The sequence below is a fragment of the Lysobacter terrestris genome (genome assembly GCF_014489475.1).
Taxonomy (GTDB): domain Bacteria; phylum Pseudomonadota; class Gammaproteobacteria; order Xanthomonadales; family Xanthomonadaceae; genus Agrilutibacter; species Agrilutibacter terrestris.
Map to the genome: position 1 here is coordinate 2,768,470 of NZ_CP060820.1, position 23,816 is coordinate 2,792,285.

At 68.5% G+C, this 23,816-nt stretch carries 24 protein-coding genes and 1 tRNA gene; 21 read left to right on the plus strand and 4 right to left on the minus strand.

Going from position 1 to position 23,816, the window contains the following annotated elements:
• Positions 1–206 precede the first annotated feature (206 nt).
• Positions 207–1,748 (plus strand): transglycosylase SLT domain-containing protein, encoded by a 1,542-nt coding sequence (locus tag H8B22_RS12935; RefSeq protein WP_187711811.1) that lies wholly within the window; start codon positions 207–209, stop codon positions 1,746–1,748.
• 102 nt (positions 1,749–1,850) lie between these two features.
• Positions 1,851–2,492: a lysoplasmalogenase gene (locus tag H8B22_RS12940; protein WP_225876206.1), complete on the plus strand. Its 642-nt coding sequence runs from the start codon at positions 1,851–1,853 to the stop codon at positions 2,490–2,492.
• Positions 2,493–2,556: 64 nt separating this feature from the next.
• Here the strand turns inward: H8B22_RS12940 and asd are convergent, their stop codons facing one another.
• Both asd and H8B22_RS12950 read right to left on the minus strand, forming a co-directional pair.
• Positions 2,557–3,444: an archaetidylserine decarboxylase gene (gene asd, locus H8B22_RS12945; RefSeq protein WP_187711812.1), complete on the minus strand. Its 888-nt coding sequence runs from the start codon at positions 3,442–3,444 to the stop codon at positions 2,557–2,559.
• On the minus strand, positions 3,441–4,085 hold the full coding sequence (locus H8B22_RS12950; RefSeq protein ID WP_187711813.1) for an SCO family protein: 645 nt from the start codon (positions 4,083–4,085) through the stop codon (positions 3,441–3,443). Before H8B22_RS12950 ends, asd begins: the two co-directional genes overlap by 4 nt.
• 209 nt (positions 4,086–4,294) lie before the next feature.
• Between H8B22_RS12950 and prmB the strand changes: the two genes are divergently transcribed.
• The 6 genes from prmB to H8B22_RS12980 all read left to right on the plus strand — a co-directional run bounded on the left by prmB (position 4,295) and on the right by H8B22_RS12980 (position 11,468).
• Positions 4,295–5,212, plus strand: a complete 918-nt coding sequence (prmB, locus tag H8B22_RS12955; RefSeq protein ID WP_187713655.1) for a 50S ribosomal protein L3 N(5)-glutamine methyltransferase — start codon at positions 4,295–4,297, stop codon at positions 5,210–5,212.
• Between the two features lie 263 nt (positions 5,213–5,475).
• On the plus strand, positions 5,476–6,648 hold the full coding sequence (aroC, locus tag H8B22_RS12960) for a chorismate synthase (protein WP_187711814.1): 1,173 nt from the start codon (positions 5,476–5,478) through the stop codon (positions 6,646–6,648).
• Positions 6,649–6,802: 154 nt separating this feature from the next.
• Positions 6,803–7,819, plus strand: a complete 1,017-nt coding sequence (locus tag H8B22_RS12965; protein WP_187711815.1) for an aspartate-semialdehyde dehydrogenase — start codon at positions 6,803–6,805, stop codon at positions 7,817–7,819.
• Positions 7,820–8,016: 197 nt separating this feature from the next.
• Complete coding sequence (locus tag H8B22_RS12970; RefSeq protein WP_187711816.1) at positions 8,017–9,834, plus strand: FimV/HubP family polar landmark protein; 1,818 nt, start codon at positions 8,017–8,019, stop codon at positions 9,832–9,834.
• Positions 9,835–9,944: 110 nt separating this feature from the next.
• The gene (gene truA, locus H8B22_RS12975) at positions 9,945–10,793 is read left to right on the plus strand and encodes a tRNA pseudouridine(38-40) synthase TruA (protein ID WP_187711817.1); all 849 of its coding nucleotides are present in this window, start codon (positions 9,945–9,947) and stop codon (positions 10,791–10,793) included.
• Positions 10,794–10,817: 24 nt separating this feature from the next.
• Positions 10,818–11,468 (plus strand): phosphoribosylanthranilate isomerase, encoded by a 651-nt coding sequence (locus tag H8B22_RS12980; protein WP_187711818.1) that lies wholly within the window; start codon positions 10,818–10,820, stop codon positions 11,466–11,468.
• Between the two features lie 4 nt (positions 11,469–11,472).
• On the opposite strand, the gene H8B22_RS12985 is transcribed toward H8B22_RS12980, so the two are convergent.
• Positions 11,473–12,366, minus strand: a complete 894-nt coding sequence (locus H8B22_RS12985) for a LysR family transcriptional regulator (protein ID WP_187711819.1) — start codon at positions 12,364–12,366, stop codon at positions 11,473–11,475.
• 94 nt (positions 12,367–12,460) lie between these two features.
• Here H8B22_RS12985 and trpB point away from each other — a divergent pair, with 94 nt between their 5' ends.
• From trpB to H8B22_RS13010, 5 genes are all read left to right on the plus strand, one after another.
• On the plus strand, positions 12,461–13,678 hold the full coding sequence (trpB, locus tag H8B22_RS12990; protein ID WP_187711820.1) for a tryptophan synthase subunit beta: 1,218 nt from the start codon (positions 12,461–12,463) through the stop codon (positions 13,676–13,678).
• Between the two features lie 56 nt (positions 13,679–13,734).
• Positions 13,735–14,526 carry a tryptophan synthase subunit alpha gene (gene trpA / locus H8B22_RS12995; RefSeq protein ID WP_187711821.1) on the plus strand — a complete coding sequence of 264 codons (792 nt, stop codon included), beginning with the start codon at positions 13,735–13,737 and terminating at the stop codon, positions 14,524–14,526.
• Between the two features lie 128 nt (positions 14,527–14,654).
• A complete protein-coding gene (accD, locus tag H8B22_RS13000) occupies positions 14,655–15,545 on the plus strand; it encodes an acetyl-CoA carboxylase, carboxyltransferase subunit beta (RefSeq protein ID WP_187711822.1) in 891 nt (296 codons plus the stop codon).
• Positions 15,542–16,903: a phosphoglucosamine mutase gene (glmM, locus tag H8B22_RS13005; RefSeq protein ID WP_187711823.1), complete on the plus strand. Its 1,362-nt coding sequence runs from the start codon at positions 15,542–15,544 to the stop codon at positions 16,901–16,903. Before accD ends, glmM begins: the two co-directional genes overlap by 4 nt.
• A gap of 57 nt (positions 16,904–16,960) precedes the next feature.
• Complete coding sequence (locus H8B22_RS13010; RefSeq protein ID WP_187711824.1) at positions 16,961–17,896, plus strand: isopenicillin N synthase family dioxygenase; 936 nt, start codon at positions 16,961–16,963, stop codon at positions 17,894–17,896.
• A 112-nt stretch (positions 17,897–18,008) separates the two neighbouring features.
• On the opposite strand, the gene H8B22_RS13015 is transcribed toward H8B22_RS13010, so the two are convergent.
• Positions 18,009–18,686 (minus strand): DUF6445 family protein, encoded by a 678-nt coding sequence (locus H8B22_RS13015; protein ID WP_187711825.1) that lies wholly within the window; start codon positions 18,684–18,686, stop codon positions 18,009–18,011.
• A 102-nt stretch (positions 18,687–18,788) separates the two neighbouring features.
• On the opposite strand from H8B22_RS13015, the gene tpiA reads away from it, so the two are divergent.
• From tpiA to nuoE, 8 genes are all read left to right on the plus strand, one after another.
• Positions 18,789–19,535, plus strand: a complete 747-nt coding sequence (tpiA, locus tag H8B22_RS13020) for a triose-phosphate isomerase (RefSeq protein ID WP_187711826.1) — start codon at positions 18,789–18,791, stop codon at positions 19,533–19,535.
• Positions 19,536–19,554: 19 nt separating this feature from the next.
• A complete protein-coding gene (gene secG / locus H8B22_RS13025; protein ID WP_187711827.1) occupies positions 19,555–20,007 on the plus strand; it encodes a preprotein translocase subunit SecG in 453 nt (150 codons plus the stop codon).
• Between the two features lie 118 nt (positions 20,008–20,125).
• Positions 20,126–20,210 (plus strand) — tRNA-Leu (locus H8B22_RS13030).
• A gap of 111 nt (positions 20,211–20,321) precedes the next feature.
• Positions 20,322–20,678, plus strand: coding sequence for an NADH-quinone oxidoreductase subunit A (locus H8B22_RS13035; RefSeq protein ID WP_187711828.1), 357 nt, complete (start codon positions 20,322–20,324; stop codon positions 20,676–20,678).
• Entirely contained in the window at positions 20,669–21,241 is a 573-nt protein-coding gene (locus H8B22_RS13040) for a NuoB/complex I 20 kDa subunit family protein (RefSeq protein ID WP_187711829.1), read from the plus strand. The genes H8B22_RS13035 and H8B22_RS13040 overlap by 10 nt, the downstream gene beginning before the upstream one ends.
• Before the next feature lies 1 nt (position 21,242).
• Entirely contained in the window at positions 21,243–21,995 is a 753-nt protein-coding gene (locus H8B22_RS13045) for an NADH-quinone oxidoreductase subunit C (RefSeq protein ID WP_187711830.1), read from the plus strand.
• The gene (locus H8B22_RS13050) at positions 21,992–23,287 is read left to right on the plus strand and encodes an NADH-quinone oxidoreductase subunit D (RefSeq protein ID WP_187711831.1); all 1,296 of its coding nucleotides are present in this window, start codon (positions 21,992–21,994) and stop codon (positions 23,285–23,287) included. Before H8B22_RS13045 ends, H8B22_RS13050 begins: the two co-directional genes overlap by 4 nt.
• Positions 23,284–23,811 carry an NADH-quinone oxidoreductase subunit NuoE gene (gene nuoE / locus H8B22_RS13055; RefSeq protein WP_187711832.1) on the plus strand — a complete coding sequence of 176 codons (528 nt, stop codon included), beginning with the start codon at positions 23,284–23,286 and terminating at the stop codon, positions 23,809–23,811. The genes H8B22_RS13050 and nuoE overlap by 4 nt, the downstream gene beginning before the upstream one ends.
• The last annotated feature ends 5 nt before the right edge of the window (positions 23,812–23,816 follow it).

The following is a 23,816-nucleotide window of genomic DNA, read 5'->3' on the forward strand; positions in this document are numbered from 1 at the left end:
AAGTTGGAGGGGATTCTATGCCAGCGTCGAACTTTCGCCGTGTCGCGCACACCAACCACGGCGGGCACCAGGTCTCCTGGTGGCGGGAAGCCGCCACGCGATCGCCTGAATCCGCGATGTGTCGATCGTGTTTCCGCGCAAATCCGCCATTGCCGTCGCGCCCGTCGCGGGCATACCCTCCCCAGACCTCCACGCATTCCTTCTCCATGCCGCAGATGTTCCGATCCCTTTTCGCCGTGGCCGTGCTTGCGGCGATCTCCAGCAATGCCGCCGCGCTCTCGCGCCGCGACCAGGCCAGCGTCGATGCGCTCAACCAGCGCATGCAGGCCGCCGAGGCCCGCTACCGCGACGCGATGGTGATGATCGGCAACGCCGACCCGGAGGGGCAGAAGCAGAGCGATGCGGCGCTGGAGGACATGGAGGATGTGATCGCGCAGTGCATGAAGCAACGCGGGTGTTCGGTGCCCACGATGCTCACGGCCTACAAGCGCCTGCTCAAGCTCAATGCCGACGCGGAAGCGGACGTGCCGGAAGGCGAGGACGAGGGCGACGACCACGCCAGTCCGCTCGCCGCCGACGTGCCGGAAGCGGCGCGTGCGGCGCACCTGCTCGCCGACGACCACCGCTTCGACAAGATGGTGCAGTTCAATCCGGCGGTACAGGCCGGCATCCGCCGCTGGCTGACCGACATGCGCGGTCCGCTGATCAGCAGTTACGAGAACTACCAGTACATGCGCCACCTGATGTGGCCGCAGTACGAGCGCGCGGGCCTGCCCGAGGCGCTGCTGTTCGGCATCATGGCCAAGGAATCCAACGGCAAGGTGCATTCGACCTCGCGCGCCGGCGCCGCCGGGCCGATGCAGTTCATGTACGCGACCGGACGCCGCTTCGGCCTGGGCGACGACGGCACCGGCTTCGATACGCGTTACGACCCGCGCAGCGCGGCGGAAGCCAGCGCCGAATACCTCAACGAGCGCATGGGGCAGTTGAACCGCAGCATTGAGCTGGCGCTGGCCGCCTACAACGGTGGCGAGGGACGCGCGTTGCGCGTCTACCAGGGCAGCGGCGGGCGCAACTTCTGGGAAGCCGACGTCTACAACCAGTTTCCCTCGGAAACCCAGGACTACGTGCCGATGGTGATCGCCGCGGCGTGGCTGTTCCTGCATCCGCGCGAGTACGGCCTGAGCTTCCCTCGCGTGGATGCCAAGCCGGCGCCGCTGCGCCTGGCGCAACCCAGCTCGATCTACCAGCTCACCATCTGCCTTGGCAATCGCGGCGAGCGCGACGGCTACATGCGCGCGCTGCGCAACCTCAATCCGCGCTACAAGGCGGAAAGCTGGTTGCCCGCAGGGACGACGCTCAATGCGACCACCCGCATCGTCGGCCTCTACAACCGCTGGTGCACCACCGGCGCGCGCGCAGAGCTGGCACGCACGCTGGTGCTGAGCGACCCGACTACCGCCATCGTGCGCATGGGGCCGGTGACTACGGTCGACATGGGCGCCGAGGCGGCCTCGCAGGAGGACGAGGCAACGGATACCACGGCGCGCGAACAGGCCAAGCCCGCCAAGCCGAGCAAGCCCAAGCGCCCGCGCGACTATCGCGTGCAGCGCGGCGAAACGCTGACCGCGATCGCGCAGAAGTTCCAATGCGATACCGGCGACCTGGCCAAGGTGAACAAGATCAAGGGGCCGCGCTTCGCCATCCGGCCCGGGCAGAAGCTGAAGCTGGACGGCTGCGGCGAATAAGCCGCCACGAGACAGGCGCCCCGACAACGGGCGCGACAACAAAAGGGGACGGGAATGGTGGCGCAGACGATGGCGCCCTCGCGATCGGGCGAGGGCAGGTGGATGGCGGCCGTGACCGTGGTGGCATTGCTCGCGATTGCAGGCGCCATCGCGCCCGACCTGCGCGGGCTGCACTACGCCTGCAAGCCGCTGGCGACCCTGCTGGTCGCGGCGATGGTGTTGCGGGCATCGTGGTGCCGCGGGCGCTATCGGAGCGCGGTGCTGGTCGGCTTGCTGCTGTCGACGCTGGGTGACGTCTTCCTGATGTTGCCGCCGGCACCGCAGGGGCCGGACTGGTTCGTGTTCGGGCTGGCGAGCTTCCTGTTCGCGCACGTCGCGTACCTGGTCGCGTTCTGCAGCCGCGCCCCGCTGTTCGCCAAGCGCTGGCCGTTTGCCGTGTATGCCGTCGTCGCGTTGGGCGTTTCGATGGTGCTGTGGCCGCACCTGCCGGGCGAGCTGCGGCCACCGGTGGCGATCTACGTACTGCTGCTCGCAGCGATGGCGGCGCAGGCAGCGGCCGTGTGGGCCCTGTTGCGTGATCGCGGCAGTGCGCTTGCGGCGCTGGGCGGGGCGTTCTTCGTTGCCTCGGATGCCACGCTGGCGATCGACCGCTTCGTGGCGCCGGTGCCGGCGGCGATCGTCCTCGTCCTGGTGACCTACTGGATCGCGCAGCTGCTGATCGGCTTGTCCGTACGCTCGCGCTGAAGAATGCGCGCAAGGAAAAAGGCGGCCATTGGCCGCCTTTTTCGTCTGCTCGCTGACGGTTTGCTCAGCCCCGCAGGGCCAACCGCTCGCCCAGCTGCACCGGCAATTGCGCGCGCAACTTCGGATCCAGTTCGGCCACGCCCTTGGGCAGCAGCACGATGACCGTGGAGCCGTAGTTGAAGCGCGCCATTTCGGCGAAACGCTCCAGCACGATGGGCTGGCCGCTGCTGTCACCCGAACGATAGTCCTTCACCGTGACGGGGCCGCCGTAGGCCGGGATCTCGACGCCGCTCCAGACCGTCTCCACGCCCGACACCAGCAGCGCGCCGACCATCACCAGCGCCATCGGCCCGAAGTCGGTGTCGAAGTGGCACACCAGGCGTTCGTTGCGGGCGAACAGCTTCGATACCGAGCCGACCGCGTCCGGCCCGACGCTGAAAAGCCGTCCCGGCACGTGCACGGTTTCGCGCAGCGTGCCGGTCCACGGCATGTGCACGCGGTGGTAATCCTTCGGGGAGAGATACACGGTGGCGTAGACGCCGCCATCGAAGGCGCGCGCGGCGTCCTCGTCGCCGAGCAGCTCCGCGGTGGTGAAGCCGTGGCCCTTGGCCTGGAAGATGTGGCCGGCGTCCTCGTGCAGCACGCCTTCGTCGGCGCGGCCGATGTGGCCGCATTCGCTGATCTTGCCGTCGGCGGGCATCAGCAGCGCGCGGGGATCCGGATCGGCGACGCGCGCGCCCGGCTTCAGCGCGCGGGTGAAGAAGGCATTGAACGTGGCATAGCTGGTCGGGTCCGGATTCGCGGCTTCGGCCAGGTTGACGCCGAACTTGCGCGTCACCGTGTCGATCAGCCACTGCTTGACCGCGCGGTTGCGCGAATAGGCGAGCCTGCGCGCCAGCGACGACAGGAACCGGTGCGGCAGGACGTAGGTGAGGGCGGTGATCGGGCTCACGGCGCGGCCTCGCTCAGTGCGGCCATGTCGGCGGCGATGTCCTTGGGGTCGAACGGCGGCTGGATGAAGCCGGTCAGCCTGCCCTGCGGGTCGAGCACGGCGAGCGAGGCGCTGTGGTCCATCGTGTACTGGTCGGCGGCGACGCCTTCGGGCGCCGGCACCTTCGCGAACACCATGCTCAGCGAACGCGCGAACGTTTCCAGCGCCGGCACGTCCGCGGTCGCGGCCAGCGTGTCGCGGTGGAAGGCGTGGGCGTACTCGCCGATCAGGTCCGGCGTGTCGCGTTCCGGATCGACCGACACGAACAGCACGCGCGGGCGGCTCGCTTCCGGCAGCGTGGCCCACTGCTTCTGCGCGCCGGCGAGCTGCGCGAGCGTGGTCGGGCACACGTCGGGGCAATGGGTGAAGCCCAGGAACACCACGGTCCAGTGGCCCTTGAGTTCGCCCGGCACCAGCGGCGTGCCGTCGGACTGGCGCAGCGAGAAGGCCGGCAGCTCGCGCGGCGGATCGAACAGGCGGGCGGCCTTCAGCGCGGGGCGCGCCGCGGCCGGGGAATGGTCGAACCAGGCCCGGGCGGCCAGCAGGCCCAGCGCGGCCGCGAGGGCGGCGACCAGGACGTAGACGGTAGTGCGGTTGAACATGCGCGTTCCTTCGAAAAATCGCCGCCATGATACCGGGGGCACCGGGTTTCGCCGGCTCGCCGGGCGGATGGTGCGCTGCCTTCGCCGCGGAACGGCGGAAATTCCCGGCATCCGCGGGGGCGGGGCCGCATGGGAACGGGGCCCGTATAATTGCCGCCCCTTTCGTCGTGAACCGTGCCGTGGCTGCCGAATCTTCCCGCTTCAAAGACGTGGCGTTCGCACAGGTCTCCGTCATCGACCTGATCCGCTACGGCGGCAGCCGCTTCAACGAGGCCGGCCTGACCTTCGGCCACAGCTACGACAACGCGCTGGACGAAGCCACCCAGCTGGTCCTGCACGCGCTGCACCTGCCGCACGACCTCAGCCCGGTCTACGGCGCCGCGCGGGTGACCGCCGCGGAGCAGGCCAAGGTGCTGGCGCTGTTCGAGCGCCGCGTCAACGAGCGCATCCCGGCGGCGTACCTGACCGGCGAGGCCTGGTTCGCCGGGCTGAGCTTCAAGAGCGATACCCGCGCGCTGGTGCCGCGTTCGCCGATCGCCGAGCTGATCCTGGCCGGCTTCGAGCCCTGGCTGGGCGGGCGCGAGGTCGAGCGCGTGCTCGACCTGTGCACCGGCTCGGGTTGCATCGCCATCGCCACCGGCCACTACCACCCGAACTGGCAGGTCGACGGCGTCGACATCAACGACGAGGCGCTGTCGCTGGCGACCGAGAACAAGGAACGCCTGCAGGCCGGCAACGTCACCCTGCGCAAGTCGGACCTCTTCAACGACCTGCAGGGCCAGGTCTACGACCTGATCGTCACCAACCCGCCGTACGTCACCAACGACGAGACCGATGCGCTGCCGAAGGAATACTCCTTCGAGCCCGAACTGGGCCTGCGCGCCGGCGACGACGGCCTCGACCTGGCACTGAAGATCCTGCGCGACGCGCCCGCGCACCTGAGCGAGCACGGCCTGCTGATCTGCGAAGTCGGCGAGGCCGAGCACGCGCTGGCGGCGCTGCTGCCGGAGCTGCCGATGGCGTGGGTGGAGTTCAAGGTCGGGCAGATGGGCATCTTCGTGGTCGAACGCCACGACCTGGTGGAGCACCACGCGCGGATCAAGCAGCTCGCCGACGCGCGCGGCTGATTGGGGTGTTTTAGATGAGTGGGGTGTTTTAGAAGCGACTCGCTGCGCTCGCCTCCCCTCATCCGGCGCTTTGCGCCACCTTCTCCCCGCAAGCGGGGAGAAGATGCCCGAAGGGCAGATGAGGGGACGAGCGCAGCGAGTTGCCGTTGCATCGGTATCGCGACATCGCATAAGCCCGCGTCGCCCGCGCTCGCTCGGTTTCCCGTATATTTCAAGGCCTTAACCCACCCCTCTGCGCGCCGGAAGACGGCCTCAGGATCCCCGTGGCCAGCAACACCTTTGGCAAGCTGTTCGCAGTGACGACCTTCGGCGAGAGCCACGGTCCGGCGATCGGCTGCGTGATCGACGGCTGCCCCCCGGGCATCGCCATCGCGCCGGAAGAGTTCCGCCACGACCTGGAGCGCCGCGCCACCGGCAAGACCCGGCATACCTCGGCGCGGCGCGAGGCGGATGAGGTCGAGATCCTCAGCGGCGTGTACGAGGGCGTCACCACCGGCACCCCGATCGCGCTGCTGATCCGCAACACCGATGCGCGCAGCAAGGACTACGCGGACATCGCCGCGCAGTTCCGCCCCGGCCACGCCGACTACACCTACTGGCAGAAGTACGGCATCCGCGATCCGCGCGGCGGTGGGCGCTCCAGCGCGCGCGAGACCACGATGCGCGTCGCAGCGGCCGTCATCGCCAAGAAGTGGCTGGCCGAGCGCCACGGCGTGCAGGTGCGCGGCTGCCTGTCGCAGATCGGCGACGTCACGCCGGGCGCGTTCGATGCGGACACCATCGACTGGACGGTGGTGGAGTCCAATCCGTTCTTCTGGCCCGACGCGGCCCAGGTCGACGCGCTGGAAAGCTACATGGACGCGCTGCGCAAGTCCGGCGATTCGGTCGGCGCGCGCGTGGACGTGGTCGCCGAAGGCCTGCCGCCGGGCTGGGGCGAACCGATCTACGGCAAGCTCGACGGCGAACTGGCCGCGGCGCTGATGTCGATCAACGCGGTGAAGGGCGTTGAGATCGGCGACGGGTTTGCTTCCGTCGCACAGAAGGGCAGCCACCACCGCGACGAGATCAGCGCGGACGGTTTCCTCAGCAACCACGCCGGCGGCATCCTCGGCGGCATCAGCACGGGGCAGGCGCTGCGCGTGTCCACCGCGTTCAAGCCGACCTCGAGCCTGCGCCTGCCGGTGCAGAGCCTGGATACCGCCGGCCATGCCGTCGAAGTGGTGACCACCGGCCGCCACGATCCCTGCGTGGGCATCCGCGCGACCCCGATCTGCGAGGCCATGGTCGCCCTCGTGCTGATGGACCAGGCGTTGCGCCATCGCGCGCAGTGCGGCGACGTGGGCGAGGTGGCTCCGCGCATTCCGGCAAAAGTGACCGGCAAGAAGCCGGACGCAGAAAAACTGGACGTAAAAAAACTGGACGTAAAAAAACGATAGCGGCCGGTTGCTTGCCGCCTCCCGGGACCGGGTCCGGGAAGCCCCTGTTGCAGCCGCGCCGCGCGTCCGTTTCGCCCGACAGCCCAATTCCGCGACCGGCAAGGCGCACAATTCCACTCGCCGCCGGCCGCCACCTCACAGGAACACCGAGACAATGAGCAAGACCTATACCGTTGCCGTAGTCGGCGCCACCGGCGCTGTCGGCGAAACCATGCTGAAGGTGCTGGCCGAACGCCAGTTCCCGATCGGCAAGCTGCACGTATTGGCGAGCGAGCGCTCGGCCGGCAGCAAGGTCGACTTCGGCGCGCGCCAGCTGGTCGTCGAGGACCTCGCCACGTTCGACCCGACCGGCGTCGACATCGCCCTGTTCTCGGCCGGCGGCTCGGTGTCGAAGGAATACGCGCCGAAGTTCGCGGCGGCCGGCGCCGTCGTCATCGACAACTCCTCGACCTTCCGCGGCGATGCCGACGTGCCGCTGGTGGTGTCGGAAGTGAACCCGGAAGCCGCGAAGAACCGCCCGCGCGGCATCATCGCCAACCCGAACTGCTCGACCATGCAGCTGATGGTCGCGCTGGCGCCGATCCACCGTGCCGTGGGCATCGAACGCATCAATATCGCCACCTACCAGTCGGTCTCCGGTACCGGTGCCAAGGCGATGGCGGAACTGGGCAAGCAGACCGCCGACCTGCTCAACTTCCGCGAGATCGAGCCCAAGGTCTACCCGGTGCAGATCGCCTTCAACGTGATCCCGCACGGCGGCGACTTCCTCGACAACGGCTACACCACCGAGGAATGGAAGCTGCTCACCGAGACCCGCAAGATCCTCGGCGACGACAACATCCAGGTGAACGCCACGGTGGTGCGCGTGCCGGTGTTCTACGGCCACTCCGAGGCCGTGCACATCGAGACCCGCGAGAAGATCAGTGTCGAAAAGGCGCGCGAACTGCTGGCCGCGCAGCCCGGCCTGGTGCTGGTCGACGAACGCAAGGCCGGTGGTTACCCGACCCCGGTCACCCACGCGTCCGGCAACGACCCGGTCTTCGTCGGTCGCCTGCGCGAGGACGTCTCGCACCCGCGCGGCCTCGACCTGTGGGTGGTATCCGACAACATCCGCAAGGGCGCGGCGACCAACGCCGTGCAGCTGGCGGAATTGGTGATCGCCGAGGGTTGAGGCCCGTCATTTCTCTCCTTCTCCCCGCCAGCGGGGAGAAGGTCGAAACGGGCGCCAGCCCGTTGAGGGGAAGGGCGGATGAGGGGCGGTCGGGGCGCAGAAAAAACCTGAACCCGCTCAATCATTTGCAGCAGCTTCATTGCAAACCGCCTGCACTGGGGGCTAGAGTCGCGCAGGGGAGTGGCGTGAGGCCGGTCGTGAAACGAATCGCGGGAACCGTATTGGCGCTGCTGGCGGCTTCCGCCAGCTTCAGCGCGTCCGCGCTGGGCCTCGGCCAGATCGAGGTGAAGTCGAAAGTCGGGCAGCCCTTCGTGGCCGAGATCCCGATCGTCACCGGCGACCCCTCCGAACTCGAACAGCTCCAGGCCGGCCTGGCCTCGCCGGAGACCTTCGCCCGCATCGGCCTGCGGCCGCCGATCGGCATCATCGCCGACCTGCAGTTCACCCAGGCGCTCGACGCGCGCGGCAACCCGATCATCCGCGTCACCAGCACCCAGCCGGTGAGCGAGCCGCTGCTGACCTTCCTGGTCGAAGTCGACTGGGGGCAGGGCCGGCTGGTGCGCGAGTATTCGGCGCTGGTCGATGCGCCGCGCACCGTGTCCGCACCGTTGCAGCCCGAAATCGCCGCGCCGACCGTGGCCGCGCCCGCGGTCATCGAGCGCCCGGTCGAAACCGCCGTCGCCGCCGAAACCCCGGCCACCCCGGCCGAAGCAGCCGCCGGAGACACCGCAGCGGCGCAGGCAACGGCGACTCCCGCGCCGGCCGCCGAAGCGACGCCGCAGGAACGCACGGCCATTGCGCCGACCGAACCGCCGCCGCAGGTCGCCACCGCCACGCCGATCTCGCGCCCGGCCCTCGATGGCAGCGACTACGAAGTACGCGCCGGCGACACCTTGTCCACGATCGCGGCGCGCGCGGGCGGCGCGGGCTCGCTCGACCAGACCATGGTCGCGCTGCTGCGCGCGAATCCCGAGGCCTTCATCGACGGCAACATCAACCGCCTCAAGGCCGGCGCGGTGTTGCGCGTGCCGAGCGGCGCGGCGATGACCGAGCTCGATGCGCAGCAGGCCAGCGCGATCGTCCACAGCCAGATCCAGGAATGGCGCGCCGCGCGCCGCGCCGCGCCGCAGCCGGCGGATGCCGACGTGGCCTCCGTGCCGAAGTCGGCGCAAGGTCGGTCGTCCTCGACGGCTTCCACTCAATCTTCCAAGCGCGTTGCCGATGCACGGCTGGAAATCGTTCCGCCGGGCGCCAGCGATGCGACCAAGGCGGGCACACAGTCCGGCTTCAGCGCCGGAGGCGAGGGCGCGATGCTGCAGCAGGAACTGACCCAGACCAAGGAAACCCTCGCCGCGCGCGAGGCGGAAACGCAGGAGCTCAAGACCCGCGTGGCCGAGCTGGAGAAGCTGCAACAGCAACAGCAGCAGCTGATCTCGATGAAGGACAGCGAGCTGGCCGCCGCGCAGCAGCGCCTGGCCGACGCGCAGAAGCAGCAGCCCCAGGCCTCGGCGATGCCGTGGGCGATCGGCATCGGCGGTGCGCTGGTGCTGGGCGGACTGATTGCGTGGTTCATGCGCCGTCGCGATGCCGCGAAGCCGAGCTTCCGCGCGCCCGTGGCCGCGGCAACGCCTTCGATCGCCGATGCCTTCGCGCCGCGCGCCGACGCAGAGGCTGCCGCGGCGGAAGACGCGCCCGAAACGGCCCCGGCGGTCGTCGCTGCGGCGCCGCGCGCGCCGGAACACCGCGCTTCTGAACCGCGTGCCCCCGAACCGCGCACTCCCGAGCCGCGGGTCGAGCCGCAACTGCGCGCCGTTCCGGCCTGGCACACCGGCAACGCGCAGCGCGACCTGCTGGACCCGGCGACGCAAGCGGCCCACGAGCGGCTGGAACTGGCACGCGCCTACCTCGACCTCGGCGACCTCGCCGGTGCGCGGCAACTGCTGGGGGAGATCGTCATCAACGGCGACCATGTCGCGCGCCAGCAGGCGCAGCGGATGCTGCGCGAACTCGAATGACGCCACGCGGCCGAACCGGGTTCGGCACGCCACCCCACTGGCCCCGCGCGATGCGGGGCCAGCACGTTTTTCCGGACTGAACATGCCGCCCGCGCGGCACCATCGAACGCATGTCGCACGCACCTGACCCCGCCACGACTCCAGTGCCCACCGCGCAGCGCTATGCGATGGGCATCGAGTACGACGGCAGCGAATTCAGCGGCTGGCAGCGCCTGAGCAAGCACGGCGAAAGCGATCCCGAGGGCTACCTGACCCTGCAATCGGTGCTGGAAGACGCGCTGTCGTTCGTCGCCGGCGCGCCGATCGAAACCATCTGCGCCGGGCGCACCGATGCCGGCGTGCATGCGGCCGGGCAGGTCGTCCATTTCGACAGTCCGGTCGTGCGCGATCCGCGCGGCTGGGTGCTGGGCACCACCAGCAAGCTGCCGCCGGCGATGGGCGCGCTGTGGTGCGTGCCGGTGACGGACGAATTCCATGCGCGGTTCTCGGCGCGCGCGCGGCGTTATCGCTATTCGATCCTCAACCGCACGATCCGCCCTGCGCTCAACCGCCACGTGCTGACCTGGGAGCGCCGCCGCCTCGATACCGATGCGATGCATCGCGCCGCGCAGGCGCTGCTGGGCGAGAACGATTTCTCCGCGTTCCGCACCGTGCATTGCCAGGCGCCGCACGCGCGCCGCGAGCTGCAGGACATCCGCGTGTCGCGTGACGGCGACGTGGTGACGGTGGAAGTGCAGGCCAATGCCTTCCTTCACCACATGGTGCGCAACATTGTCGGAAGCTTGCTGGTGGTCGGGCGCGGCGATGCGCCGGAAGGCTGGATCGCCGAACTCCTTGCCGGGCGCGACCGCACCAAGGCCGGGCCGACGGCGCCGTCGAGTGGGCTGGTGTTCCTCGGCCCGCGCTATCCCGCCGAGGTCGTCGAGCGGTTCGGCCTGCCCGCGCACATCCGCCTGTGAGTGGCCGTCGCCTGTGAGTGGACCGTGAAGCCAAACTATTTCCGTACCCGCATCAAGTTCTGTGGCGTGACCCGCGCCGGCGACGTCCGCCTCGCCAGCGAGCTGGGCGTGGACGCCGTCGGATTCGTGTTTGCGCACCAGAGCAGGCGCCGGGTCGAGGCGGAAGAGGCGCGGGCGATGCGCAGCGCGCTGGCGCCCTTCGTCGATTCGGTCGCGTTGTTCAAGGACAACACGCAGGAAGAGGTGCGCGAGATCGTGCGGCACATGCGCCCGAGCCTGCTGCAGTTCCATGGCAGCGAGGACGACGCCTTCTGCCGCGGCTTCGGCGTGCCCTACTTGAAGGCGATCGCGATGGGCGGCGACGACGAATCGACGCTGCCGCTGCGCGCACGGTTTCCCGGTGCCGCCGGCTTTCTGTTCGACAGCCACGCGCCGGGCGGCGAGGGCGGCAGCGGCGAGACCTTCGACTGGGCCAGGATTCCACAGGATCCGGGCAAGCCGTGGCTGCTCGCCGGCGGCCTCAGTGCCGCGAACGTCTTCGATGCGGTCGTCGTCACCCGACCCTGGGGCGTGGACGTGTCCAGTGGCATCGAGTTGTCGCCCGGGATCAAGGACGGCGACCTCATGCGCCGCTTCGTCGAGGAAGTGCGGCGCGCGGACTGCCACGCGCTGTAAGCGCTCAGTGCGCGTCGGCGAGCGCGTCCCGCAGCCACGACGCCAGCTTCGCGATGCGCCGGTCCTCCCGACGCCTGGATGCGCACAGCACCCACTGCGCCTGGGTGGCGACGAAGCCCCAGGGCGCAACCAGTCGCCCCGCGGCGATATCTTCGGCGACCAGCGGTTCCGGTGCGATCGCCACGCCGAGCCCGGCTTCGGTGGCTTCCAGCAGGTAGTAGAGGTGTTCGAAGCCGGTGCCCAGGCGCAGCGCGCCCGCGTCCAGGCCGGCGCGGCCCGCCCAGTCGCCCCAGGCCTGCGGCCGCGAGGCGGTGTGCAGCAAGGGCAGTTCGAGCAGGACCTCGGGCGGCGCGGAACGCACCCGTTCGAAACCGGCAAACCGCGGACTGACGACGGGGCCGATGCGTTCAGGGGCCAGCGCATGCACCTGCCATTCCGGCGGCCACGGTGCCTGCGCGATCAACAGCGCGGCGTCCAGTCCACTCAACCCCGCGTCCGGGATGGAGTCGCTGGCCGACAGGTGCAGCTTCAGCTCGGGCTGTTCGCGGGACAGGCGTTCCAGTCGGGGAATGACCCAGCGTGCCAGCACGCTGCCCGGGCAGCCCAGGACCAGCGGCGCGTGCGCCGATCGCTGTTGCAACTCCGTCCAACCACTACGCAGGGGTGCGAACGCCGCGTCGGCCGCTTCGTACAGGCGCCGCCCCGCGGCCGTCAGCACCAGCCCGCGGCCCTGGCGCGCGAACAGCGCCGTGCCGGCCGCGTCCTCCAGCACCCGCAACTGCCGGCTGATCGCCCCGTGGGTCACGTGCAGCTCCTGCGCCGCGCGGCTCACGCTGTCCAGGCGGGCCACGGCCTCGAAGGCGCGCAGGGCGTTCAGTGGCGGCAGGTCGCGGCTCATATCTGTGACTTTTCCTGACAGGATGTCGAGATCTTATCGCTTCGGAGAGGTGGGCCGGCGCGATAAAGTGAAGTCGTTGCCAGAGGCTGCCGAGATGACTTCCGCCCCGATCCAGGACTTCCACGCCTATCCCGACGCCGCGGGCCATTTCGGCCGGTTCGGCGGCCGGTTCGTCGCCGAGACCCTGATCGGCCCGTTGGAGCAACTGGCCCGCGCCTACGACGAAGCGCGGGTGGATCCCGCCTTCATCGCCGCCTTCGAGGACGACCTGGCCCATTACGTCGGCCGGCCCAGCCCGATCTATCACGCGGAGCGCCTGAGCCGCGAAGTCGGCGGCGCGCGCATCCTGCTCAAGCGCGAGGACCTGAACCACACCGGCGCGCACAAGATCAACAACACCATCGGCCAGGCGCTGCTCGCCAGCCGCATGGGCAAGACCCGGATCATCGCCGAGACCGGCGCCGGCCAGCATGGTGTTGCCTCGGCGACGGTCGCCGCGCGCCTGGGCTTGGAGTGCGTGGTCTACATGGGTGCGACCGACATCGAGCGCCAGAAAATCAACGTCTACCGGATGAAGCTGCTGGGCGCGACGGTGGTGCCGGTGACCAGCGGCTCGGCCACGCTCAAGGACGCGCTCAACGAGGCGATGCGCGACTGGGTGACCAACGTGCACGACACCTTCTACATCATCGGCACGGTGGCCGGCCCGGATCCGTATCCGCGCATGGTCCGCGACTTCAACGCCGTGGTCGGGCGCGAAGCGCGCGCGCAGATGTTGGCCGAATACGGGCGCCTGCCCGACGCGGTGACCGCCTGCGTCGGCGGCGGCAGCAACGCGATCGGCGTGTTCCATGCCTTCCTCAACGACCGCGGCGTGCGCCTGGTCGGCGCCGAAGCGGCGGGCGAGGGCATCGCCACCGGCCACCACGCCGCGTCGCTCGCCGCCGGGCGGCCAGGCGTGCTGCACGGCAACCGCACCTACGTGCTGTGCGACGACGACGGCCAGATCATCGAGACGCACTCGGTGTCGGCGGGACTGGATTACCCGGGCGTCGGCCCAGAGCACGCCTTCCTGAAGGACAGCGGCCGCGCCGAGTACGTTGGCGTCACCGACGACGAAGCACTGGCGGCGTTCCACCAGCTCGCGCGCACCGAGGGCATCCTGCCCGCGCTCGAATCCAGCCACGCGATCGCGCAGGCGACCAAGCTGGCGCGCGAACTGCCGAAGGACGCCATCGTGCTGTGCAACCTGTCCGGTCGCGGCGACAAGGACGTGCACACGATCGCCGGGCGCGAAGGCATCACCTTCTAGCTTCGCCGACATCAGACCAAAGCAGATCCCTTGCTTCGCCCGGGATGACAGGATCAATGACCCGCATCGACACCCGCTTCGCCCGACTCAAGGCCGCCAACCGCAAGGCCCTGATCCCGTTCATCACGGCCGGCGACCCTTCGCTCGAGGCCACCGTTCCGGTGATGCACGCGCTGGCCGCGGCCGGCGCCGACGTCATCGAACTGGGCGTGCCGTTCTCCGATCCGATGGCCGACGGTCCGACGATCCAGCGCAGCTCCGAGCGCGCGCTCGCGCGCGGTGCGGGCCTCGCCTACGTGCTCGAGTGCGTGCGCGCCTTCCGTGCCGGCGATGCCGCCACGCCGGTCGTGCTGATGGGCTACCTCAACCCGGTCGAGGTCCGTGGCGCCGAGCGTTTCGCCCGCGAAGCCGTTGCTGCGGGTGTCGACGGGGTGCTGCTGGTCGACCTGCCGCCGGAAGAAGCCGCGGACTATCGCGCCGCCTTCGCAACGCACGGGCTGGCGTTGATCCTGCTCGCCGCGCCGACCACCAGCGATGCGCGGCTGGCGACATTGGGCGCCCAAGCCAGCGGCTACCTCTACTACGTCAGCTTCGCCGGCGTGACCGGCGCCGACCGTCTGGACACCGCGGCCGCCACCGATCGCCTGCAGGCGATCCGGGCCCGCAGCCCGGTCCCGGTGGCCGCCGGCTTCGGCATCAAGGACGCCGCCTCGGCGCGGGCGATGGCGCGGGAGGCTGACGGCGTGGTGGTCGGCAGCGCGCTGGTCGCGGCCCTGGACGGCAGCGCCGACCCGGTCGCGGCGGCCTCGGCCTTCCTGCGCCCGCTGCGCGAGGCGCTCGACGCCTAGCCCGGACGCCGGTTTCGCGACGTTCACCACACTAAACCCGTGCCCGGGACCGCCCACGGGCGGGGCGGACCCCGCTCGCGCTAAACTGATCGTTCGCCATTAGCGCCTTGCAGGGGAACGACCAACGCATGTCCTGGCTGAAGAAACTCATGCCCTCCGGCATCCGGACCGAATCCGGCGCGGCCAAGCGCCGCAGCGTGCCCGAGGGCCTCTGGGAGAAGTGCGACCGCTGCGGCGTCGTGCTGTACCGCCCCGAGCTCGAGGAGAACCTCGAGGTCTGCCCGAAGTGCAACTTCCACATGCCGATCCGCGCCCGCGCGCGACTGGCCTCGCTCTTCGATCCTGACACCACCAGCGAGATCGGCGCCGCGCTCGGCCCGGTCGACGTGCTGAAGTTCAAGGACCAGAAGAAGTATTCCGACCGCATCAAGGCGGCGCAGAAGTCCACCGGCGAGCGCGACGCGCTGGTCGCCATGCAGGGCAAGCTGAAGGACCGCGACCTGGTCGCCGCGTCGTTCGACTTCGCCTACATGGGCGGCTCGATGGGTTCGGTCGTCGGTGAGCGCTTCACCCTCGCGGCCGAACGCGCGGCCGACATCGGCTGCCCCTTCGTGTGCTTCTCCGCCAGCGGCGGCGCGCGCATGCAGGAAAGCCTGTTCTCGCTGATGCAGATGGCCAAGACCTCCGCGGCGCTCGCGCGCCTGCGCGCCAAGGGCCTGCCGTACATCTCGGTGATGACGCATCCGACCACCGGCGGCGTGTCCGCGTCGTTCGCGATGCTCGGCGACATCAACCTGGCCGAGCCGGAAGCCCTGATCGGCTTCGCCGGTCCGCGCGTGATCGAGCAGACCGTGCGCGAGAAGCTGCCGGAAGGCTTCCAGCGTTCCGAGTTCCTCGTCGATCACGGCGCCGTCGACCAGATCTGCGACCGCCGTGAAATGCGCGACCGCCTGGCCCACCTGCTGGCGCTGATGATGAAGCAGCCGGAGCCGCAGGACGACAGCGAGGTCGCCGCTTGAGCCGCCGTTACTTCGGCACCGACGGCATCCGCGGCCGGGTCGGCGACGGCCCGATCTCCGCCGACTTCGTCCTGCGCCTGGGCAATGCCTACGGCCACGCCCTGACCAAGGCCTACGAAGGCCGCCGCGACTGGCGCAAGCCGCAGGTCATCATCGGCAAGGACACGCGCATCTCGAACTATATGTTCGAAGCCGCGCTGGAAGCCGGTCTGGTCGCGGCCGGTGTCGACGTGCAGCTGATGGGGCCGATGCCGACGCCGGCCGTCGCGCACCTCACCCATTCGATGCGCGCCGACGGCGGCATCGTTATTTCCGCCTCGCACAACCCGCACTACGACAACGGCATCAAGTTCTTCTCCGCCGAAGGCGAGAAGCTCGACGACGCCACCGAACTGGCGATCGAGGCCGCGCTGGACCAGCCGTTCCGCACGGTCCCGTCGGAGCAGCTCGGCAAGGCGTTGCGCACCCGCGACGCGCTGGGTCGCTACATCGAACACTGCAAGGGCTCGGTGCCCAAGGGGTTCGACCTGGGCGGCATGCGCATCGCCATGGATTGCGCGAACGGCGCGACCTACCAGCTCGGCCCGCTGGTGCTGCGCGAACTGGGCGCGCGCGTCGATGCGATCGGCGTGGATCCCAGCGGCCTCAACATCAACGACGGCGTCGGTTCCACCCATCCGGAAACCCTCGCCGCGCGCGTCCGTGAAACCGGCGCCGACCTGGGCATCGCCTTCGACGGCGATGGCGACCGGGTGATGTTCGTCGATGGCGACGGCAACGTCTGCGACGGCGACGACCTGCTGTACGTGCTCGCGCTCGACTGGAAGCAGAGCGGCCGCCTGGCCGGCCCGGTGGTCGGCACGCTCATGACCAACTACGGCCTGGAGCGCGCGCTGGCGCGCGAGGGCATCGGCTTCGTCCGCGCCAAGGTGGGCGACCGCTACGTGCACCAGCAGCTCGTCAGCCACGGCGGCGTCCTCGGCGGCGAAGCCTCGGGCCACATGCTGTGCCTGGACCGCAGCGGCACCGGCGACGGCATCGTCAGCGCGCTGCAGGTGCTGGAGGTGCTGCGTCGCAACGGCATCTCCCTGCAGGCGGCCTTGCAGGGGCTCGAGCGCGTCCCGCAGAAGACGGTGAACGTGCGCTACGCCGTGGGCGCGGCCAAGCCCGCAGAGGCGCCCTCGGTGCTGGCGGCCCTTGCCGACGCCCAGGCCGCCGTGGCCGGGCGCGGTCGCGCGTTCCTGCGCCCCTCCGGCACCGAGCCGGTGGTGCGGGTCACGGTCGAGGCCGACGATGCGGCACTGGTCGATTCCATCCTCGACAACCTCGCCACCGCCGTGCGCGCAGCGGCGGCCTGAAGCCCTCGTCGCCACCGTTCCGGCACAGCCACTCCATCCGCACAGAACAGCCGACCCATGAGCCAGATCCCGACCCTCGACATCCGTCGATTCGACACCGACCGCGAGGCGTTCGTCGCCGAACTCGGTGCGGCCTACCGCGAGTGGGGATTCGCCGGCATCCGCAACCACGGCATCCCGCAGGCATTGATCGACGGTTCCTACGACGTGTTCAAGCGCTTCTTCGCGCTGCCGGAGGAGGTCAAGCGCAAGTACCACGTCCCCGGCGGCGGCGGCGCGCGCGGCTACACACCGTTCGGCATCGAGACCGCGAAGGACTCCAAGTACTTCGATTTGAAGGAGTTCTGGCACGTCGGCCGCGAGATTCCGCGCGACTCCAGGCACGCCGCGGTGATGCCGCCGAACCTGTGGCCGGAAGAACTCCCGGAGTTCCACGAACTGGCCTACGGGCTGTACCAGGCGCTCGATGTACTGGGTTCGCGCGTGCTCAGTGCGTTGGCGCTGCACATCGGCCTGCCGGAGCGCTATTTCGCCGACAAGACCGACTTCGGCAATTCGATCCTGCGTCCGATCCATTACCCGCCGATCACCACCGGCGACATTCCCAACGTCCGTGCCGGCGCCCACGAGGACATCAACCTGATCACGCTGCTGGTCGGTGCGAGCTCGGAAGGGCTTGAGGTGAAGTCGCGCAAGGGCGAGTGGGTGCCGTTCACCGCCGACGCCGACACCATCGTGGTCAACATCGGCGACATGCTGCAGCGCCTGACCAACCACGTGTATCCGTCGACGACGCACCGCGTGGTGAACCCGCCGGGCGACAAGGCGCGCCAGCCGCGTTATTCCACCCCGTTCTTCCTGCACCCGAATCCGGATTTCCTGATCGACGTGCTGCCGTCGTGCATCACCCCCGACAATCCCAGCCGCTATCCGGAAGCCATCACCGCGCACGGCTACCTGGAAGAACGTCTGGCGGAAATCAAGCTCAAGTAACGCCTGCTGATGCGGGACGGCCCACCGCTTCCCGCCAGAGCCGAGCTCGGCTGCTGCTGATTGGTTGGAGCAGAAGCGCAGCCGAGTAGGGGTGGCTCTGCAAGGTCAGTTGTCACGCCATCCAGAAAAACACCGCGGCCATCCGCTTCTTCTCAAGTGTCTGGCCCCAGTAGCCCGTCGCGCTGTGGATCAGGTTGGCGCGATACACCAGCAGGCGGTTGTAGCGGTACGGGATCGCGACGTCCTCCGCGAAGGAGCCTTCTGCGACAAAGCGCGTCCCCAGTGCCTCCACCAGATTGTTGTGCGGAGGTTGCACGATATTGCCGCCACGCTGGCCGCCCGGCAGTCGCTGCCGATAGAAGCTGGTGCCGCAGTCGTCGGGGACGCCCGGATTGAGGTACAGCACGGCGGCATAACGGCACAAGGCGCGCGAATCGGTATGCGGGCGCGGTTCGCATTCGTTGTAACCGACCACCTGCACGCAGTTGTGGTTGAGCGTGGCGCCGTCAGCGGCGGTTTCGACCCACAGCTTTGCCGCGCCGGTGGATTTCTTCACCCAGTCTTCCAGGTGCGTAAGCTCGGCCGGCTCCAGCGCTGGCATCGCGCGCAGGCCGGGCCAGCTCTCGGGTTTGTGCGGATAGCCTTCGTACCAGTCGGTGCGTGCCAGCAGTCGCGCGCGTACTTCATCGGCGTTCGACAGCGCGTTGTCCAGGATCCAGTAGTCGCGGCCTTCGGTCGGTTTGCGATACGGCAGGATGGGAAGTCGCGGGGCGGGGGAGCCAGGTTTCATGCGGCAGCCGGCAGTGGTGGCGCGCCTATTCTGGCAGCCCATGGGCTGAGGAATGAGTCGCGGCGCGGTAAACTGCGCGCCTTTCGTATTCGAGGTTTGCCCATGCGCCGCAAGATCGTCGCCGGAAACTGGAAGTTGCACGGCGATCGCAAGTTCGCCCTCGAGCTCCTCGATGCCGTTGCCGCCGAGAACGCGCCGGCCGGGGTGGAGCGCATCATCCTGCCGCCGCTGCCGTACGTGGGCGAGCTGGTCGAACGCTACCAGGGGCGCGGCCTGCAGTTCGGCGCGCAGGACGTCAGTGCGAACCAGAAGGGCGCCTACACCGGCGAGGTGTCGGCCGCGATGCTGGTCGATGTCGGTGCGCGCTACGGCCTGGTCGGCCATTCCGAGCGTCGCCAGCACCACCACGAGAGCAGCGAGGCGGTGGCGCGCAAGTTCTTCGCCGCCAAGGCCGCCGGGCTGGTGCCGATCCTGTGCGTCGGCGAAACCCTGGGCGAGCGCGAGAGCGGGCAGATGGAATGGCGCCTGCAGGAGCAACTGGCCCCGATCCTCGAACACGGCGCCGCGGCGGTGCAGGGCGCGATCATCGCGTACGAACCGGTCTGGGCGATCGGTACCGGCAGGACCGCCACGCCGGAACAGGCGCAGGAGGTCCACGCATTCATCCGTGGCGAAATCGCGCAATACGATGCTAGAATCGCTGGCTCGCTACCGATCCTGTACGGCGGAAGCGTGAAGGCCGACAATGCCGCCGCGCTGTTCTCGCAGCCCGACGTCGATGGCGGCCTGGTGGGTGGGGCCTCGCTGGTCGCCGCCGACTTCAACGCCATTGTCGCTTCGGCGGCATAACTTTTCGGATTCCCCCACGATGCTGTTGTTCCTCAACGTCATCTATGTGCTGATCGCGATCGCGATGATCGCGCTGATCCTGATGCAGCGCGGCGCGGGTGCGCAGGCGGGCTCGGGTTTCGGCTCGGGCGCGTCGGGCACGGTGTTTGGCTCGCGCGGCGCTTCGAACTTCCTGTCGAAGTCGACCAAGTGGCTGGCCATTGCCTTCTTCGTCATCAGCCTGTTCATGGCCTGGAACGCCAGCAACGGCAACCGGGCCGCCAGCGGACCGGCAGCGGCCGAGCAGGGCGGCTTGATGTCGGAAGTCCCGGCAGCCCCGGCAGCGCCCGCTCCGGGCAGCGCCACGGTTCCGACCGCTCCGGCTCCGGCCACGACGGTTCCCGCGGCGCCGGCAAACAGCGCGGCGCCGGCGAATCCCGAGCCGGCCACGCAGCAGCAGCCAGCTCCGGCACAGCCCGCCTCTGGCGGTTAAACCGGGTAAACGCGGTACCATATGCATCTTTCAAGCCCGGCATGGAGTAGCCGGGTGCCGGTCGGCGTCGATGTTTTGGCGGCGGGCGGAACGGTCGGGAAGGCCGGACGTTTTTCAAGCCCAGGTGGCGGAATTGGTAGACGCACTACCTTGAGGTGGTAGCGACTTAGGTCGTGGGGGTTCGAGTCCCCCCTTGGGCACCAAACTTCTGAAGGGGTTCGCACTGCGTGCGGCCCCTTCAGCGTAAGCAACAACGGCACCCAGATGCCGAGCCAACGCCGCTTCAGCAAGCGGCATCAGCCGAGAGAACGCGAGTGCTGGCCGAATACCTGCCGACCCTGCTGTTCCTGATCGTCGCCGGCGGCATCGGCGTCGCCCTGCTGGTAGTGGGCCGCCTGCTCGGCCCCCAGCGCCCCTCCGTCGAGAAGCTCTCGCCGTACGAATGCGGTTTCGCCGCGTTCGAGGACGCGCGCATGCAGTTCGACGTGCGCTACTACCTCATCGCCATCCTGTTCATCGTCTTCGATCTGGAAATCGCCTTCGTCTTCCCATGGGCGCTGGTGTTCCGCGAGCTCGGTGTGTTCGGGCTCATCGAAATGGGCGTGTTCCTCGCGCTGCTGGTGATCGGTTTCGTCTACGTGTGGAAGAAGGGCGCGCTCGAATGGGAGTGATCCAGACTGTCTCGGGCCTGATGCACAACCCGCTGCCGGAAGGGCGGCTGGATGACCTGCTGTTGCCCGAAGACCAGAACCCGGTGATGCAGCAGGGCTTCGTCACCACCAACCTCGACACGCTGTGGAACTGGGCGCGTACCGGTTCGATGTGGCCGATGACCTTCGGCCTGGCCTGCTGCGCGGTCGAGATGATGCATGCCGGCGCCGCGCGCCTGGACCTTGACCGCTACGGCGTGGTGTTCCGCCCGTCGCCGCGCCAGTCCGACGTGATGATCGTGGCCGGCACCCTGGTCAACAAGATGGCCCCGGCGTTGCGCAAGGTCTACGACCAGATGCCCGACCCGAAGTGGGTGATCTCGATGGGCAGCTGCGCCAACGGCGGCGGCTACTACCACTACTCGTATTCCGTGGTGCGCGGCTGCGACCGCATCGTGCCGGTCGACATCTACGTGCCGGGTTGCCCGCCGACCGCCGAAGCGCTGGTCTACGGCATCCTGCAACTGCAGAAGAAGATCCGCCGCGGCACCAACTTCGGCGACAACAAGCAGGGCGTGCGCTGACATGGAAACCGCATCCTCCTTCGCCGAACGCCTGCGCGCGCGCTTTCCCGAAGCGCTGGTCACCGTCGCCGAACCGCGCGGTGAAGTGACGATCGACGTCGCCGCGAGTGCATGGCTGTCGGCCGCACAGGCGCTGCGCGACGAATTCGGTTTCGAGCAGTGCGTCGACGTCAGCGGCGTCGACTACCTGGGTTACGGCAGCGACGAATGGGACGTCGACGTCTCCAGCGAAGGCTTCAGCCGTGGCGTGCAGGGGCGCAACGTCGGTCGCTTCAAGTACGGCGAAGCCCCGAGCCAGCAGCTGCCCGAGCCGCGCGGCGAAGGCCCGATGGTGACGCCGGAGCGCCGCTTCGCCGCCGTCGCGCACCTGCTGTCGTACCAGCACAATCAGCGCGTGCGCCTGCGCACGTTCGCCGAGAACGACGATTTGCCGGTCGTGGCTTCGCTGACCCCGGTGTGGGCTGGTACCAACTGGTTCGAGCGCGAAGCCTTCGACCTGTACGGCATCGTCTTCGAAAGCCATCCGGACCTGCGCCGCATCCTGACCGACTACGGTTTCGTCGGTTATCCGTTCCGCAAGGATTTCCCGCTGATCGGCAACGTCGAAGTGCGTTACGACGCCGAGAAGAAGCGCGTGGTGTACGAGCCCGTTTCGATCGACCCGCGCGTGGGCGTGCCGCGCGTGATCCGCGACGACGCGCGCTATGAAACCGCCGCCGGCGAAGCTGCGCAGAAGGCGGAGGTGAAGAAGTGAGCGCCGTGCCTTCCAATTCCAACGGTTCCGGCGTCCTCAACGCCGAGATCCGCAACTACACGCTGAACTTCGGCCCGCAGCACCCGGCTGCGCACGGCGTGCTCCGCCTCATCCTCGAGATGGACGGCGAAGTCGTGCAGCGCGCCGATCCGCACATCGGTCTGCTCCATCGCGGTACCGAGAAGCTGGCCGAATCCAAGCCGTTCAACCAGTCGATCGGCTACATGGATCGCCTGGACTACGTGTCGATGATGTGCAACGAGCACGCCTACGTGCGTGCGATCGAACAGCTGCTCGGCATCGAGGCGCCGGAACGCGCGCAGTGGATCCGTACGATGTTCGACGAGATCACGCGCATCCTGAACCACCTGATGTGGGTCGGTTCGAACGCGCTCGACCTCGGCGCGATGGCGGTGTTCCTGTACGCGTTCCGCGAGCGCGAAGAGCTGATGGACTGCTACGAAGCGGTCTCCGGCGCGCGCATGCACGCGACCTATTACCGCCCGGGCGGCGTCTACCGCGACCTGCCGGCGCAGATGCCGCGCTACAAGGAATCGCCGTGGCGCAAGGGCCAGTCGCTCAAGCGCTTCAACGAATGGCGTGAAGGCTCGCTGCTGGATTACCTCGAGCGCTTCACCGAGGACTTCCCCAAGCGCGTCGACGAATACGAGACGCTGCTGACCGACAACCGCATCTGGAAGCAGCGCACCGTCGGCATCGGCGTGGTCTCGCCGGAACAGGCCTTCGCCTGGGGCATGACCGGCCCGATGGTCCGCGGTTCGGGCATTGCCTGGGATCTGCGCAAGAAGCAGCCGTACGCCAAGTACGCGGAAGTCGACTTCGACATTCCGGTCGGCGTGAACGGCGACTGCTACGACCGTTACCTGGTCCGCGTCGCCGAGATGCGTCAGTCCAACCGCATCATCCAGCAGTGCGTGAAGTGGCTGAAGGCCAATCCGGGCCCCGTGATCGTCGACAACTTCAAGGTCGCGCCGCCCAAGCGCGAAGAGATGAAGGACGACATGGAAGCCCTCATCCACCACTTCAAGCTGTTCTCCGAAGGCTATTGCGTCCCCGCCGGCGAAACCTACGCCGCGGTGGAAGCGCCGAAGGGTGAATTCGGCTGCTACCTGGTTTCCGACGGCGCCAACAAGCCGTTCCGCTGCAAGCTGCGTGCGCCGGGTTTTGCGCATCTGTCGTCGATGGACGAGATCGTCAAGGGCCACATGCTGGCCGACGTGGTGGCGATGATCGGTACCTACGACGTCGTGTTTGGTGAGATCGACCGATGAAGGCCACTGGCAATTTCGAAAACGCGCGCAACGTCGACCCGATGGTGGTGCTGTCGGACAAGACGCGCGCCCACATCGACCACTGGCTGAGCAAGTTCCCGCCGGACCGCAAGCGTTCGGCCGTGCTGCAGGGTCTGCACGCCGCGCAGGAGCAGAACGACGGCTGGCTGAGCGACGAACTGATCGCCGCCGTCGCCAAGTACCTCGATCTCCCGCCGGTGTGGGCCTACGAGGTCGCTTCGTTCTATTCGATGTTCGAAACCGAGAAGGTCGGCCGCAACAACGTCGCCTTCTGCACCAACATCAGCTGCTGGCTCAACGGCGCCGAAGACCTGGTCAAGCACGCCGAGAAGAAGCTGGGCTGCAAGCTGGGCGAATCCACCGCCGATGGCCGCGTCTACCTCAAGCGCGAGGAAGAGTGCGTGGCCGCGTGCTGCGGCGCCCCGGTGGTCGTGATCAATGGCCATTACCACGAGAAGCTCGACACCGCGAAGGTGGACGAGCTGCTCGACGGTCTGAAGTGAGGCGT